This window comes from Isoptericola sp. NPDC055881 (genome assembly GCF_053615895.1).
On record NZ_JBSHCR010000009.1, the window covers coordinates 46,449 to 62,674 of the forward strand.

Below are 16,226 nucleotides of genomic sequence, written 5' to 3' on the forward strand. Positions count from 1 at the left end.
GACACGCCCGGGACAGCGGTTCCGCGCCTCGGTCATGGGGAGAGGTCCCCATGACCGAGGCGCAGCCGGGCAAACGTCACGAGCCGGTCATGTGCTTGTCCCGGTCACCAGATGACGGTGTTGCTGGTCAGGCCGAGGCTGGTCGTCACCTTCACGCTGGCGCCGGCGCGGCCGTAGTAGCACCAGAGGTCCCGCGGTCCGGCGTTGCCGTTGGCGTCGGTGCGGGTCTGCTCCGCCCGCTTCCAGTTGGTGCCCGCCGTGTTGAACTTCTCGCCGTCCGCGATGCAGCTGTACGTGAACGTGGTGTTCGGTGTGGAGTTGCGGATGGTGACCTGCAGGTACGCGCAGGCGCTGCCGAAGCACTCGCCGTACTGCGTCTCACCGTCCGCGCTCGAGCCGCGCTGCAGCGTGAGCGTCGGCTGCGGCCTCGCGTCGGACGTCGCCGCGTCGCACTTCTGCGCCGACTGCCCCTCGTTGTCGGTCGCCGTCACACAGATCTGCTTCGTGTCGGAGTACCCCGCGCTCACGGTCTGGCTGCCCGACTTCGCCGTGCTCGACAGCGCGCCCGAGACCTTGACCGTGATGGGCCGGCCGTTGGTGCTCGTCGACCAGCTGAACGACACCTTCTGGTCGCCGCCGGTCGCGGACACCTGCGGCGTCGGGACCGGCCCGAACGGCGTCACCGCGCCCGAGTAGGCCGTCCAGTCGGAGCAGCCGCCCGCGTTGCACGCCTGCACGCGGAACCGGTACGCCGTGCCGTTGGACAGCCCGGAGTACCGCGTCGACGTCGCGGTCGTCGTCGTGCTGCCGCCCTGGTCCGTGGCGACCGTGTACGTCACCGCGGCGCCGTTGTCGTCGGCAGCGCCCCACGACACGTCCGCCTGCCCGCTCATCCCCGTGCCCACGCTCGCGCCGGGGGTACCCGGCGTCGTCGGCTTGCCGTACGGCGTGACGGCGTTCGAGGCGGCGCTGGTGGCGCCCTTGCCCGCCTTGTTCTCCGCGGTCACCGTGAAGGTGTACGAGGCCTTGGTGTCGAGGCCCTCGAACGTGGTCGACGTCGCGCCCGTCACCGTGCGGCTGTCGACCGCGGACCCGCCCTTGAGGACGTCCACGGTGTACGCCTTCACGGCGTCGCCGTTGGCGTTCGGCGCCGTCCAGGACACGTCGACCTGACCGCCGTCGGGGGCGATCTCCGAGCTGACCCGCGTGGCCGTGGGTGCCGCGGGCGCGTCGGGCTTGCCCGCGGGGATCTCCGACGTCGACCACGAGCCCCACTCCGACGGGTCCGGCGCCAGGTTGGTCGCGCGGATCCGCACCTTGTAGGCGGTGCCGTTCGAGAGCCCCTCCCAGACGATGCGCTGGCCGGTGACGCCGACCTTCTGCGTCTCGCCGTTCGCGGGGGCGGGCGAGATCTCCAGGTCCACCGACTGGATGGGCGACCGGTCGCTGTACGACGCGTTCACCCAGGTGACCGTGAGCGAGCCGTCGCCGAACTCCAGCTGGGGCGCGGCCGGCGGGTCCGGCTTCTCGTCGGGCCGGGCGTCGGCGGACGCCGGCGAGGCGTCCGACGCCCCGACCTCGTTGTTCGCCTCCACGGTGAACGTGTAGGTGACGTTGTTGGTCAGGCCGTCGAGGGTGCAGGTGGTCGTGGCGCAGTCGAACGTGTCGCCGTGGTCGGACGTCACCGTGTAGCCGGTGATCTCGGACCCGTTGTTCGCCGGCGGCGTCCACGAGAGCACGACGGTCTGCGAGCGGACCTCTTCCACCACGGGCTTCGAGGGCGCCTCCGGCACGCCGATGACGTTCACCGTCACGCGGCCCTCGACCTCCCGGTCGGGGTCCTCGGTCGCGTCCTGCACCGTGTAGCGCACGACCATCGTGCCGACGAAGTCCTCCTTCGGCGTGACGACCACCTTGCCGCCGTCGGACGTCGCGTCGCCCCGGCCTGTCTCCACGACCGGCTGGCCGACGAGCTCGAGCGGGCCGCGGTCCGCGAACGGGTTGGAGTCGTTCGCCAGCACGGGCACGGAGACGGGGTCGCCCTGGTGCGCGTCCTGCACGACGTCGTCGACCGCGCGGGCGAGCGGGCGCGTGGAGGCCACGACCTCCACCGCGAGCGTGCCGTCGACCGGCGGGTGCTCGTCGTCCGTCACCGTGAACGGGACCGTGAGGGAGGTGCCCTTGGGCACGTCCGGCGACGCCTCCAGCGTCACGCGGCCGCCCTGCAGCGTGGCGCCGAGCCCACCGGGCAGCTTGCCGAGCTCGAAGCGCAGGTCGTCCCCGTCCGGGTCCTTCGCGGACCGCCCGAGGTCGACGGCGCTCTGCTCCCCCGCCGCGACCTGCGCGGACGGCGAGCCCGGCTCCGGCGGCAGGTTCTCCGGCGGCAGCACCGTGATCGGCAGCGTCAGCACGGCCGTGTGCCCGTCCGGGTCGTCCGGGCCGTCGCCGTCGGTGACCTCGAAGGTCACGCCCGCCGGGCCGGTGTAGTCGTCGTGCGACGTGTACGTCAGGGTGGTCCTGCCGGTGACCTCGACGCCGCCCTCGAGCGCCGTCACCTCGTCCTCGGTCGTCAGGCGGGGCGTGCGCCCCTCCACGACGAGCACGTGGTCCGTGATGTCGATGTCCAGCGGCTCGCCCGCGAGCACCTCGAGCGGGGCCTGCCCGGGCTTGAGGATCGGCTCGGCCGCGGCCAGCCCCGGCACGACGACGAACGCCCGCGCCGTGAGCCCGTCCATGTCCGTGACGGTGTACGTGATCACCTGGCGCTGCTCCGTGAGCGTCACGTCGAGCTCGCCCGTCGGCGACACGGTCACGCCCGCCGCGTCGGTCGTGACCGCGAGGTCGTCGGCGGCGCCGTCGGGGTCCTCGTCGTTGTCGAGCACCGGCACGGTCACCGACGTCCGGCCGAGGACGTCGGCCACTGCCACGGAGTCGTCCCGTGCGATCGGGGCGAGCAGCGGCGCGTCCTTGGCGACCTGCACGCTCACCGACGCCGACGCCCGGGCGGCGTAGGTGTCCTCGATCGCGTAGAAGAACGTCGTGGTGCCCTCCTTGCCCGGCGTCTGCACCACGATGCGGTCCTGGGACACCTTGGCCCGCAGCTCCTCCCCGCCCTGGATCGCCCCCGGGACCAGGCCGATCTGGTCGCCGTCGGGGTCGGAGTCGTTCTCCAGCGCCGGCACCGCCACCCGGCGGTCGGGGCGCACCGTCACCTCGTCGTCCTGGGCCACGGGCGGCTGGTTCGTCCCGGGCGGCTGCGCGATGCCCACGCGGATCACCCCGGTGGCCACCTCGCCCCGCGCGTCCTGGACCGTGTAGCGGAACTGGTCCAGGCCGCGCGCGTTCTTGCTCGCCTCGTAGTCGACGTAGCCGTCCACCACGTCGGCACGGCCCTGGGTCGGGCCCGTGGCCAGGCCCGTCAGCTGCACCGAGTCGCCGTCGGGGTCGATCCCGTCCAGCGGCACCGGGATGCGGACCGTGCCGCCGGACAGGGCCCGGGCGTCCACGTCGCGGGGCAGCGGCGCGGCGTTGTCCTTGCCGCCACGGATGTGGATCGTGACCTGGGCGGAGTCCTCCTGGCCGTTCGGGTCGCGCACCTTGTAGATGGCGTACGCCGTGCCGGGCTTCGAGCCGGCGCGGAACCGGAGGCGGTCCTCGGAGACGAACAGCTCACCCTGGGCGGGGTCCACCGACTGCTCCAGGTCGTCGGCCAGCGTGAGCTCCAGGCCGTCCGGGTGGGTGTCGTTGGCGAGGACGTCGATGTTCACGTAGTCCCCGACCCGGACCGTGACCTCGTCCGGCGCCGCGCTCGGCGGCTGCAGGCGGTCCGGCGGCGGCACCGGCAGCACGCGCACCTGCCCGGTCGAGGTCTCGGTGCCGTTGGAGACGGTGTAGCGCAGCGTCACGACCTCGGAGATGCGGCGGGTCTCGGTGATGCGCAGCATCTGGTGGCTCAGCACCGCGACGCTCACCCCCGCGTCGTCGGGCACGTCCACCGACTGGACCACGAGGACCCCGCCCGCCGGGTCCGTGTCGTTGGCGAGGACGTCCACGAGCGTCGAGCCGCCCGCCGGCAGCAGCGCGGTGTCGGCGACCACCACGGGCGCGCCCTGCGCCGCGTCCGGGTCCCGGACGTCGACCCGCACCACGCCGGTGGTGGACTCCGGCCCGTCCGTCACCTGGTACAGCACGTCGTAGGACTTCGGCTCCTGCGCCAGGAACGTGAACGTGCCCGCGTCGTAGTTCGGCGTGATCTCGGCGGGCGCGGCGTCGGCCACCCGGGCCAGCCGCAGTTCGTCGCCGTTGGGGTCCGAGTCGTTCTTGAGCGGCTCGACCGTCACCGGCTGCCCGGCCGTCACCACGACGTGGTCCCCGACCGCCACCGGCGGCGCGTTGCCGTCGCCGAGCACGTCGACGTCGAGCGTGCCCTCGACGACCTCGCCCCGACCGTCGCCGACCGTGAGCTTGACCTTCTTGCGGCCGGTGGAGGTGCCGCCGTCGCGGAACTCGACCGTCCCGTCGGGGTACGCGCGCACCTCGTCGCCCTGCACGGTCGGGGACGCCGTGAGGAGGATGACGTCGTCGCCGTCCGGGTCGCTGAAGTACGGCAGCACCTTGGTCGACGCCGACTTGCCCTGCTCCACCCGGAGCACGGGAGAGCCGTCCTGCTCCGGTGCGGAGTTCTCGTCCTCCGGGACCACCCGCAGCCGCACGGTCGCCTCGTCGGTCCCGCCCCGGCCGTCCGCCGCCTCGTACGTGAACCTCGTCGAGCCCGACGCGTCGTCCGGCACGACCGCCTGCAGCGCCTTGCCGCCCATGACGCGCTCCACGCGCACGCCGTCCGGCTGGTCGCCGACGAGGGACGCGGTCATCACGTCGCCGTCCGGGTCCAGGTCGTTCGACAGGACGTCGAGGACCGTGGCACGGCCCGGCCGGACCCCGAAGTCGTCGTCCTTGGCGACCGGCGGGTCCTCCTTCTTGCGGTCGAGGACGGTGGTGTCGACCAGCTCGGGCTTGGCGTCCTCGGCGTCCTCGTCGGACCCCTCGGCCTGCTCCGGGAGCTTGATGTCCCAGTCGTCGACCTTCTCGTACTCGTCCAGGGCCATCCACAGGGTGCCCGCCGTGAGGTCGTTGAGCACCACGTTGTCGCGGTTGACCCGGTACTCCAGGACGGTGGTCTGGTCGATGCCCTCGAGCACCTGGTCGAGGTCGCGGTCGGTGCCCTCGCAGTCCCGCACGATCTGCCCCGACCCCGACCACGCGCCGTACAGGCAGCCGCCGAGCTGCACCGGCTGCGCCGGCGAGCCGGAGGCCTGCCGCTGCGTCGCCGCGCCGCCTCCCAGCGGCTGCTGCACCAGGGCGCCCGACGTCGCGTAGGCGACCGTCGCGGAGTTCTCGCCCGGCTGCTGCAGCGCCGCGTCCTGCGCGTCCTCGACGGTGACCGTGTCGCCGCCCGGCAGCCGCAGCTCGCCGGTGGTGCGGTCCAGCACCACCACGTCGTCGCCCACCGTCGTGAGCGCGACGTCGTCGCCCTCCGACAGCATCCCGAGCTCGGTGGTCCGCGGCTGCTCGCCGGGGGCCACCGTCCAGAGCACGTCCCGGGCGGGCACGACGGCGTAGGTGGTGCCCGCCTGCGACACGACGGCCGTCGCCGACCCGTCGAGCTCCGCCGTCGGGTCCGTCTTCGTCGTGTCCAGGCCGGCGAAGCGGTCGACGGTCGTGACCCACAGGGAGCCCGACTCGTCGTCCACCACGGCGACGCGCCCGCCGCCCAGGGACGACTCGGCCCCCGCGGGCAGCTTGGTGGTGGACCCGAACTTGAGCCGCGCGACGTCGACGACGCTGCCCGCGTTGGAGCCCTGGTCGGCCACGAGGACCTCGCCCGCCTGCTGGTCGACGTCGAAGGCGGAGCTGCCGGCGAGCATCGTGCCGTCGAGCGCCTTCGCCGCGGTGTTGAACCGGCCCACCAGCCCCGAGGCCTGGTTCGTCACCCAGACGCCCGAGTCGTCGAGGTCGACGTCCGCCGTCGCCTGACCGTCGTACAGGACCGCCGCCGTGACCATGCCCGCGGAGACCGCCAGCACCACCGCCGTCGACACGGACGCACGGCGGTTGCCGCGTAGACGCGTGAACACGCTCAAGACTCCCCTGGTGGACGACGACGGGGCCCTTGCTCCCCTGCCCGGGCCGACGTCGGCCCGAGGCGATCGCGCCGCCAGGATAGCCAGAGTTCACCCGCTCCCGGCAACGGTTCCCGGCCCTCGGGCATGGGGAGAGGTCCCCACCGGGCCCCCGCCCGCCCTCGCTGTGGGCGGGCGTTTGGCCCTGTCTCGCGACCGAGACGGGGCCGAACGCCCGCTCGCAGCGCTCTGTCAGCGGGCCAGCCGCTCCACGACCGTCCCGTACAGCCGGGGCAGGCGCGCCGCGGCCGGGACCACGCCCCGGCGCAGCGGCGAGCGCGCGGCGGCGACGAGCCCCGTGGTCAGCACCCGGTAGTCCCGGGTCGCGGCTGCCCAGGCGCGCTCGTACGCGGCAGGGCGGTCGAGGTGCTCGACGGCGGCACGCGCCTGCGCGAGCCCCACCCGCAGCCCCTCGCCCGTCAGCGCGTCGACGTACCCCGAGGCGTCGCCCACCAGGCGGACCCGGCCCGCCGTGCGGGCCCGCGTGCGGACCCGCAGCGGGCCGGCTCCACGCAGGGGACCGTCGGGGACGGCACCCTCCAGCCGCGCGGCCAGCTCCGGCAGGGTCGCGAGCTCGGTGTCGAAGTCCACACCCGCCGGGCCCAGCAGCGCCACCCCGACGACGTCGTCGGCCACCGGGGTCACGTACGCCTCGACGTGCGGGCCCCAATGCACCTCGACGAGGTCCGTCCACGGCGGCACCCGGTAGTGCCGGCGCAGCCCGAACCGCCGGCCCCCACGCCGCGGCGGCGTCTCCAGCCCCACCTCGCGCCGCACGCGCGAGTGCAGGCCGTCGCACGCCAGCAGCCAGCGTGCCCGCACGCCGGCGGCCACCACCGACGTCCCGTCCTGCAGCACGCCGCCGACCCGGCGCGGCAGGACGACGGCGCCCGCGGCGGTCGCCGCCTCGTGCAGGGCGCCCTGGAGCACCGTGCGGCGCACCCCCCGCCCCACGCCCCGGTCGAACCGGTGGTCCGCGACGACACCGCCCTGCCGGTACGAGATCCCGGCGAGCGGCCGGCCCTCCGGGTCGACGCCGAGGCGCCGCACCGCGGCGAGCGTGCCGGGCATGAGGCCCTCGCCGCAGGCCTTGTCCACCGGTGCTGCGCGCGGTTCGAGCACCACGACCCCCCAGCCGGCGCGGCGCGCCTCGATCGCGGCGGCGAGCCCGACGGGGCCACCGCCGACGACGAGGACGTCGGTGCGGACGTCGACGTCGGGCTCGGCGTCAGGCTCGACGCCGGGGTCGACGCTGGGGTCGACATCGTGGCCCGCGGCCGCGGTCACCGCGTCGGGCCGTCCGCGAGCCGCAGCGCGCGCTCCTCGCTCGGGATGCGGAACCCGAGCAGCAACCACGCGTTGAGCACCGTGAACGCGACCGCGGTGATCCACGCCGAGTGCAGCAGCGGCAGGGCGAAACCCTCCACCACGACGGCCACGTAGTTCGGGTGCCGGAACCACCGGTAGGGGCCTCCGTGCACCAGCGGGAGGCCGGGGACGACGATCACGCGCGTGTTCCACCGGGGTCCCAGGGTCGCGATGCACCACCACCGCAGGCCCTGGCTCGCCAGGACGAGCACGACCATCGGCCAGCCGAGCCACGGGAGGAACGGCCGGTCGAGCGCCACCACCTCGACGACGCACGCGACCAGCAGGCCGGTGTGCAGCGCCACCATCGCCGGGAAGTGGCCGCGCCCCGACTCCGCTCCGCCGCGCGCGAACGACCAGCGGGCGTTGCGGGCGGAGACCACCAGCTCCGCGAGTCGCTCCAGCGCGGTCGCCGCGACCAGGGCGACGTACAGGGCGACCGACGCGGTCACGCGTCGTCCCGCCCGCGCAGCAGGACGAGCTCGGTCGAGACCCCCGGCCCGAAGGCCATGAGCACCGCCCACCCGCCCGGGGGCGGCGCGCCGTCGTCGAGCGTCGCGGCAAGCACGTGCAGCACGGACGACGACGACAGGTTGCCCTGCGCGGCCAGCGTCGCGCGCGTGCGGGCGAGCGCCGCCTCCTCCAGCCCGAGCGCGTCGCGCACGGCGTCCACGATCTTGGGGCCGCCGGCGTGCACCACCCAGGTGCCGACGTCGCCGAGCTCCAGGCCGTGGGTGGCGAGCAGGTCCTTGACGTCTCCCGCGAGGTGCGCGCCCAGGAGGCTCGGCAGCTCCGCCGACAGCACGATGGCGAACCCCGTGTCCCGCACGTCCCACCCCAGGTGCTCCGCGGTGCCCGCGTAGATCCGGCTCCGCGTGCCCACGACCTCCGGGACGGGGCGGCCCGCGGGCGCCGCGACGTCGTCGCCTGCCACCACCACCGCGGTGGCGCCGTCCCCGAACAGTCCGGACGACACGAGGTTCGCCGTCGACGGGTCGTCACGCTGGAAGGTCAGGGAGCACAGCTCGACGGAGACCAGGAGGGCCACCTGGTCCGGGTGCCCGACCAGGTACTCGTGCAGGTGGGCGAGCCCGGCCGCGCCGCCGGCGCAGCCGAGGCCGAACGAGGGCATGCGCCGCACGTCCGGGCGGAGCCCCAGCCGCCCCACCAGGGTGGCGTCGATCGACGGCGCGCCGACGCCGGTGACGGTCGTGAAGAGGAGCAGGTCGACGTCCTCGGGGCCGAGGCCGGCCGCCGCGAGCGCCTCCTGGCACGCCTGCTCGGCGAGGTCCGTGCCCGCCCGGGCGAACCGGGCGTTGGCCGCCCCGAAGCCCGCCAGGTGCGCGTAGTCGGCCAGGGGGAGCGCGAGGTGGCGGGTGCGCACCCCGGAGGCGGTGTGCAGGCGGCGGGCCAGCTCGCGGCGCGGTCCCGCGGGGGCGAGCAGCGGCGCGACGACGTCGGCGATCTCCTCCTGCGGGTGCGCCGGACCGGGCAGGACGGGGGCGACGGCGAGGACTCGCGACATGCTTCGCATCGTGGCACCGGTCACGTCACCCGGCCACTGCCCACCCTTCTTCCGCGCCGAACAGGTGGTTACGCCCCCTTTCACAGCTCAGAACGTGAACAACCACCTGTTCGGCGAGATGGGGGCGGCCGGGGAGCGGTAGTTTCCGGGTCATGGGCGGCGACGCGGCGGGCACGACGACGCGGGTGCGGGGCATGCTCGCGGCCACGCACCCGGCTCCGGCGGCCGTCGTCACCGCGCTCGCCCTCGTCTTCGCCCTCGGCGTGGGGCTCCCGGCCGGGCGGACGGTGCTCGTCACCGCGGCGGTCGCGGCCGGCCAGCTCTCGGTGGGGTGGAGCAACGACTGGCTGGACGCCGCCCGGGACGGCCTGGTGCGGCGCCAGGACAAGCCGACCGTGGCCGGCACGGTCACCCCCCGGCTGCTGCGTGCGGGGGCGTTCGTCGCGCTCGGCGTGTGCGTCGTCCTGTCGTTCGCGACCGGGGTGGTGCCGGGCCTGCTGCACGTCGCGGCGGTCGGGAGCGCCTGGTCGTACAACGCCTGGCTCAAGTCGACGCCGGTCTCGTGGCTGCCGTACGCGGTGAGCTTCGGGCTGCTCCCGGCGTTCGTGGTGGCGGCGGGCCTCGACGGGCGCGTCGTGGCGGGATGGACGGTCGCGGCGGCTGCCCTGCTCGGCGTGGGCGCGCACGTGGCGAACGTGCTGCCCGACCTCGAGGACGACCGTGCCACCGGCGTCCGCGGGCTGCCGCACCGGCTGGGGCGGCGGGCGTCGAGCGTGCTGGCGCCCGTGGTGCTGGCGACGGGCAGCGTGGTGACCCTCCTCGGACCGCCGGGTCCGCCCGCCGCGCCCTCTGCCGTGCTGACCGGGGCGTCGCTGGTGCTCGCCGCCACCGCGGGGGTGGTGGGACTGCGGCGGCCGCACAGCCGGGCGCCGTTCCTGCTGAGCATGGCGGTGGCCGCCGTGTGCGTCGCGCAGCTCGTGCTCGCGGGCGACGCGGTCGCCGTCCTGCCGGGTCAGTACGGCTAGCCCGCCGCCCCGGGATCGGCGTCCGGGGGGCTGTCGGCCATGCCGCACCTCTCCTCGGGTACCTGGGACCCGCACAGGTAGAGGTCCCAGTCGGCCTGGACAGCGTGCTCGTCGCCGTCCTGCGTGACGTAGGTCAGGGTCAGGCCACCCACGTGGGCACCGCGTGCGTCCGCGGTGAGGCTGACGAGGATCTCGTCCGTCGGCCGGCCGTCGTAGCCGAGCAGGTCGGAGCAGCCGACGTCGACCTCGTGCCCCTCCACGCCCTCGTGCAGGCGGAGGGACCCCATGTCGACCTGCGGGTCCCTGGCGTCTCCCAGCATGCTGCCGATCGGTGTGTCCGTCGACGAGTCGAAGGTCCGCACGTACGCCACCGCCGCCACGGGGCGGGGGCCGGAGCGGTCGCCGAACGTCAGCCCGGTGATCCGGAGCGGTCCGACGTCCTGCACCTCGCACGGGAGGATGCTGCCGAACGTCCCGCTCCATCGCTCTCCGGGGCGCAGGTCGTTCGGCGGGCGGAGCGAGATCGTCCCGGAGCCGACGTACCCCGTCTGCAGCAGCCCGCTCCCGTCAGGTCCCGGTGGGCCGGCGCTCGAGCAACCCCCCGCCCCGAGGACGAGCACGGCACCGACGGCGCCGAGCACCACCGCGCGCCGCACGCGCACCCGACCGAGCCGGAGGAGCGGATGCCCGCCCTGCCTCCGGCCGCCCGCCCCGTCGCGTGACATGGGTGGAACGTACGGCTCGCGGTTTCCACCGTCAACGGTCACTGCGGGTGAAGCCGCGCGCGAAGGACCGGTGGCCGAGCTCGCACCACCCTGACCGCGCGCCGCCCGGGGTGCAGGGGGCTGTGGGTGACCGGCCGCGGTCCCCGCAGGCGTCGCATAGCATCCGATGGTGTCCTCGGTCTACCAGCGCGCCCGCGACGAGATCGCGCCGTACCGGCGCTGGGTCGCGGTGGCCGTGGTGGTCGCGGTCGCCTGGGCGCTCTGGGTGAGCGGGCCGGGCTGGTCCTCGCCGGCCCTGGTGGTCGCTGCCGCCGCCGGCGCCGCGCTCGGCGTCGTCGACGCCCGCACCCACCGGCTCCCGAACGCCCTCACCTATCCCGCGACCGCGGCCACGGCGGCCCTGCTCCTGCTCGCGGCCGCCGCGACGGGGGCCTGGGACGCCGCGCTGCGCGCCGTGCTCGGTGCCGTCGTCCTCGGCGGCGCGTACCTGGTGCTGCATCTCGTCAACCCGGCCGGGCTGGGCCGCGGGGACGTCAAGCTCGCCGTCCTGCTCGGCCTGGTGACCGCCTGGGCCGGGTGGCCCGTGCTGTGGGCGGGCCTGGTGCTGCCGTTCCTGCTCGGCGGCGCGGTCGCCCTCGTCCTCCTCGTCACCCGTCGGGCGGGCCGCGGCACGGCGATGGCCTTCGGGCCGTACATGCTCGTGGGCGCGGCGCTGGCGCTCACGGTCGCCCGGCTCTGAGGGATCGACGTCGCGGTTCCTCCTCGTCCCCGCGCAGGGCGCAGGAAGCGCTCCGTGACGGGCCGCCGAGCTAGACGGTGCGGTCCGCGAGGGTCTCGGCGAGGTCGGCGAGCGCCTGCCGGACGGGCCCGTCGGGCAGGGGCGCCAGCTCGGCCGCGGCCTCGCGTGCGCCGCGGGCCGCCAGGGCGCGGGTCTCGGCCAGCACGTCGTGGGCGCGCAGGTCGGCGACGACGGCGGCCAGCACGGCGTCGTCCGACAGGTCCCCGTCGAGCCGGGCGACGAGCGCGGCGTCCTGCTCCGTGCCCTCGCCGCGCGCGACGCGCTGCCGCAGCAGCAGCACCGGCATCGTCGGGACGTGCTCGCGCAGGTCGGTGCCGGGCGTCTTGCCGGACTCGTCACCGGTCGAGGAGATGTCGAGCACGTCGTCCGCGAGCTGGAACGCGACGCCCACCTTCTCGCCGTAGGCGGTGACCGCGTCCACGACCTCGGGGCCGCAGCCGCCGAACATCGCGCCGAGCCGCGCCGACGTCGCGAGCAGCGACGCCGTCTTGTCGCTGAGCACCTGCAGGTAGTGCTCCACCGGGTCCTCGCCGTCGCGGGGGCCGAGGGTCTCGTGCAGCTGGCCGAGGCACATCCGCTCGAACGTGCGCGACTGCAGCACCACGGCCTCGGGACCGAGGCCGGCCACGAGCGCCGAGGCCCGCGCGAACAGCAGGTCGCCCACGAGGATCGCGACGGAGTTGCCCCACACCGTGTGCGCGGACGGTGCACCGCGGCGCACCGGGGCGGAGTCCATGACGTCGTCGTGGTAGAGCGACGCCACCTGCGTGAGCTCCACGACGACCGCCGCGTCGACCAGCTCGGGGCGCGACCCGTCACCGAGCTCGCCCGCGAGCAACGTCAGCAGCGGCCGGAACCGCTTGCCGCCCGCCGCGACCAGGTGGCGCGACGCGTCGTCGGCCAGGGCGTCCGCCGAGGCCACGGCCGCGTCCAGGGCCGCGTCGACCTGCACCATGCGCTCCGCGAGCCGTTCGGCGAGCGCGGGGTCGGACAGCGGGATCGCCGTCGGCGGCGAGGGCGGCGTGTGCCCCGGCCGGGGGGCCGGTGCGGAAGGTGCGCGAGTCACTGTCCGAACCTATCCGTCCCCGGCGCTGAACACTGCACCGAAACCGCCCGCGGACCGCGTCGGTTCGCTCACGCCCGCCCCGCCGCCGCGCCCGTCACGGGCGGAACTGCGCCGCCTGTGCGGCGAGGTCCAGGGCGCCCGCGGGCAGGATGCCGAGCAGCAGCACGCCCACCGCGCAGACCGCGATCGCGAACGCCGCCGGGCCGCGCGACCCGACCACCGTCACCACCGTGCGCGAGACCAGCGTGCGGGTGGCCGCCCCCGTCAGGGTCGCCGTGCCTCCCGTCGTGCCCTCGCCCCGCTCCGCCGGCGACCCGGCGGGCGCGCCGGGCCCGGCAGCCGGTGCCGCGTCGTGCCCCGGCGCCGGGGTCAGCACCATGAGGACGATGACGCGGACGTAGAAGAAGACGGACACCGCGGACGCGAGGACGCCGAGCAGCGCCAGCGGCCACGCCCCCGCCTCGACGGCGGCGGAGAACACGCCGAACTTCGCCACGAAGCCCGCGGTGAGCGGGATGCCCGCCATCGAGAGGAGGAACAGCGAGAACGCGGCGGTGAGCCACGGCGCCTTCTGCCCCAGGCCCGCCCACTGCGCGAGGCGGGTGGCCTCGCCGAGCACGACGCCGTCGTCCGGGACCGGCCCGTCACCGGGAACGTCGTCCCCCGACACCGTGCGCTCCCGCACCAGCGTGACGACGGCGAACGCCCCGATCGACGCCAGCCCGTACGCGAGGAGGTAGAAGAGCACCGCCTGGGACCCGGTCTCGTCCATCCCGACCACGCCCACCAGGAGGAACCCGGCGTGCGCGATCGCCGAGTACGCCAGCAGCCGCTTGACGTCGGTCTGCACGGCACCGGCGACGGTGCCGACCAGCATCGTGAGGATCGCGACGGCCCACAGCGCGACCTCCAGGTCGTGGCGGATCGACGGGGTCAGGCCGTTCGCCAGGGTGAACAGCACGCGCACCAGCGCCCCGACCGCGGCGGCCTTCGTGCACGCGGCCATGAACCCGGTGATCGGGGTGGGCGCCCCCTGGTACACGTCGGGCGTCCAGGCGTGGAACGGCGCCGCCCCGATCTTGAACAGCAGGCCGCTGAGCACGAGCAGCAGCCCCACCACCACGAGCGCCGGCATGGTGCCGAGCGGCGAGGTCGACGGGTCCGCCAGCACCGCGACGACCTCCTGCAGGCGGACGGTGCCCGCGAAGCCGTAGACCAGCGCCACGCCGAAGATGAACAACGCGGAGGCGAACGCGCCCAGCACGAAGTACTTGAACGCCGCCTCCTGGCTGAGCAGGCGCCGGCGGCGGGCCGTCGCGCACAGCACGTACAGGGGCAGCGAGAGCACCTCGAGCGCCACGAACATGACGATGAGGTCGTCCGTGGCGGGGAACAGCAGCATGCCCCCGGTCGAGAACAGCAGCAGCGGGTAGATCTCGGTCTGCTGCAGGCCCGCCCGGCGGGTCTCGTCCTCGTACGCGGTACCAGGCACGGCGGCGGCCGCGGGCGCGAACGCGTCCTGGCCGGTGGTCGTGCGCTCCGCGACGACGAGCACGCCCAGGAGGGCGCACACGGCCACGACGGCCTGCACGCCGAGGCCGAAGGGGGTCAGCAGGTACGACCCGCCGACCACGGACACTGCGCCGTCCTGCACCCGGTCCCACAGGAGCCCGATCGCCACGAGCGACCCGGCGAGGGCCACGAGGGCCAGGGACAGCTGCGTGACGCGGCGCGCCCGGGCGGGGACGAACGCCTCCAGCAGGACGCCGAGCACGCCGGCGCCGAGCACGATCAGCACCGGGGACACGGCCGCCCAGTCGATGGGCGGAGGGACGAAGTCGTTCACAGCAGGCTCCCCTCGACGGAGGCGGACGGGCCGGGCGCGGCGTCGGCGGCCGACGACGAGAGGACGGGCGGCGGGTCGGTCTCCCCCACCTGCTCGACGGCGACCTCCCCGGGGGCGCGGACGTAGTCGAGCACCGGGCCGGGCACGAGGCCGAGCACCAGCAGCGCGCCGACGAGCACGCCGGCGACCGTCTTCTCCCGGCCGTCGAGGTCCCGCGCGCCGACGAGCTCGGGCGTCGTCGCGCCGGTGAACATCCGCTGGTAGGTGAGCAGCACGTACACCGCGGCGAGGACGACGGCGGGCACGGCCACGAGCACGGCCGCGGGCCAGCGGGAGTACGACCCGAGGAACACCATGATCTCGGAGACGAACGTCGCGAGGCCGGGCAGCGACGCGGCCGACAGGCCGGCCACGAGGAACGTGCCGCCCAGGATCGGCGCCACCCGGCGCAGGCCGCCGTAGTCGGCGATGAGCTGGCTCTGGCGCGGGTGCCGGGCGATCGCGAACCCGGCGACCAGGAACAGCGCCCCGGTCGAGATGCCGTGGTTGAGCATCATGAGGCTCGAGCCGGCGGTGCCCAGCGACGTGAACGTGAAGATGCCCAAGATGATGAACCCGAAGTGGGACACCGACGTGTACCCGATGAGGCGCAGCACGTCGCTCTGCCCGATGGCGAGGACCGCGCCGTACAGGATCGAGATCACCGCCAGCACGACGACGAACGGCGCCGCCCAGCGGCTGGCCTCGGGGAACAGCGGCAGGCACAGCGTGAGCATCCCGAAGGTGCCCACCTTGTCCAGCACGCAGATGAGCAGCGTCGAGGTGCCGGGCGTGGCGTGCTGCGTCACGTCGGGCAGCCACGAGTGCACGGGGAACATCGGCGCCTTGATCGCGAACGCGAGGAAGAAGGCGCAGAACATGAGCTTCTCGGTGGTCGGGTCGAGCGCCAGCCCCGTGAGGTTGTCGGTGAGGAACGTCTCCGGTCCGCGCTCCCCCGCCGGCACCTGCAGGTAGAGCGCGATGACGCCCACCAGCATGACCAGGCCGCCCGCGAGCGAGAACAGCAGGAACTTCACGGCCGCGTACCGACGCTGCGGGCCCTGCCCGAACCCGCCGACGAGGAAGTACGCGGGGATCAGCATCGCCTCGAACACCACGTAGAACAGGAACACGTCGCGCGCCGCGAAGACGGTCACCATGAACGCCTCGAGCACCAGCACGGTGGCGAGGTAGCGCCGCAGCCGCACGGTGTCGCCGCCCTGCTCGCGCCACGCGGCGAGGATCACCAGCGGCACGAGACCCACCGACAGCGCAATGAGCAGCAGGCCGACGCCGTCCACCCCGACCGCGTAGCTGGCGCCCAGCGCCGGGATCCACGAGTGCGTCTCGCTGAGCTGGTGGGCCCCGGCGTCGCCGGTGTCGAAGGCGGCGAACGCCCCCACCAGCAGCGCCACCTCGACGAGCGCGCCGACGAGCGCGACCGTGCGGGCCGCGCCCGCACCGAACCTGCCGCCACCCGTGACCGCGCCCGCGGCGGGGCGCCCCCGGCCCACCCCGGTGAGCGCCGTCGCGGCGGCCGCCACCAGCGGCCACACGATGAGGACCGTCAGCCAGGGGAACCCTGCGCTCATGGCCGTGGACGTTGCTGCGGACATCGTCATCCTTCCTTCGTCCGGGTCATCGGCGTCATCAG

At 74.7% G+C, this 16,226-nt stretch carries 10 protein-coding genes; 2 read left to right on the plus strand and 8 right to left on the minus strand.

The genetic code is table 11. From position 1 onward, the window contains the following. Nucleotides 1-104 precede the first annotated feature (104 nt). The 4 genes from ACWGKI_RS04730 to ACWGKI_RS04745 form a co-directional block, all read right to left on the minus strand. Nucleotides 105-6,134 carry an Ig-like domain-containing protein gene (locus ACWGKI_RS04730; protein ID WP_452185078.1) on the minus strand — a complete coding sequence of 2,010 codons (6,030 nt, stop codon included), beginning with the start codon at nt 6,132-6,134 and terminating at the stop codon, nt 105-107. A 237-nt stretch (nt 6,135-6,371) separates the two neighbouring features. Next, entirely contained in the window at nt 6,372-7,466 is a 1,095-nt protein-coding gene (locus ACWGKI_RS04735) for an NAD(P)/FAD-dependent oxidoreductase (RefSeq protein ID WP_452185080.1), read from the minus strand. Next, nucleotides 7,463-7,999, minus strand: coding sequence for an isoprenylcysteine carboxyl methyltransferase family protein (locus ACWGKI_RS04740; protein WP_452185082.1), 537 nt, complete (start codon nt 7,997-7,999; stop codon nt 7,463-7,465). Before ACWGKI_RS04740 ends, ACWGKI_RS04735 begins: the two co-directional genes overlap by 4 nt. Beyond that, nucleotides 7,996-9,072, minus strand: coding sequence for a type III polyketide synthase (locus ACWGKI_RS04745; protein ID WP_452185084.1), 1,077 nt, complete (start codon nt 9,070-9,072; stop codon nt 7,996-7,998). The genes ACWGKI_RS04740 and ACWGKI_RS04745 overlap by 4 nt, the downstream gene beginning before the upstream one ends. Nucleotides 9,073-9,224: 152 nt before the next feature. Between ACWGKI_RS04745 and ACWGKI_RS04750 the strand changes: the two genes are divergently transcribed. Continuing rightward, nucleotides 9,225-10,097, plus strand: coding sequence for a UbiA family prenyltransferase (locus tag ACWGKI_RS04750; RefSeq protein WP_452185086.1), 873 nt, complete (start codon nt 9,225-9,227; stop codon nt 10,095-10,097). Here the strand turns inward: ACWGKI_RS04750 and ACWGKI_RS04755 are convergent. Further along, nucleotides 10,094-10,822: a hypothetical protein gene (locus ACWGKI_RS04755; protein ID WP_452185087.1), complete on the minus strand. Its 729-nt coding sequence runs from the start codon at nt 10,820-10,822 to the stop codon at nt 10,094-10,096. The genes ACWGKI_RS04750 and ACWGKI_RS04755 overlap by 4 nt on opposite strands. 166 nt (nt 10,823-10,988) lie before the next feature. Between ACWGKI_RS04755 and ACWGKI_RS04760 the strand changes: the two genes are divergently transcribed. Further along, complete coding sequence (locus tag ACWGKI_RS04760) at nt 10,989-11,561, plus strand: prepilin peptidase (protein ID WP_452185088.1); 573 nt, start codon at nt 10,989-10,991, stop codon at nt 11,559-11,561. Between the two features lie 70 nt (nt 11,562-11,631). Here the strand turns inward: ACWGKI_RS04760 and ACWGKI_RS04765 are convergent, their stop codons facing one another. The 3 genes from ACWGKI_RS04765 to ACWGKI_RS04775 form a co-directional block, all read right to left on the minus strand. After that, nucleotides 11,632-12,687, minus strand: a complete 1,056-nt coding sequence (locus ACWGKI_RS04765) for a polyprenyl synthetase family protein (protein ID WP_452185089.1) — start codon at nt 12,685-12,687, stop codon at nt 11,632-11,634. Between the two features lie 94 nt (nt 12,688-12,781). After that, a complete protein-coding gene (gene nuoN / locus ACWGKI_RS04770) occupies nt 12,782-14,533 on the minus strand; it encodes an NADH-quinone oxidoreductase subunit NuoN (protein ID WP_452185091.1) in 1,752 nt (583 codons plus the stop codon). Beyond that, nucleotides 14,530-16,164 (minus strand): NADH-quinone oxidoreductase subunit M, encoded by a 1,635-nt coding sequence (locus tag ACWGKI_RS04775; protein WP_452185139.1) that lies wholly within the window; start codon nt 16,162-16,164, stop codon nt 14,530-14,532. Before ACWGKI_RS04775 ends, nuoN begins: the two co-directional genes overlap by 4 nt. Nucleotides 16,165-16,226: the final 62 nt, after the last annotated feature.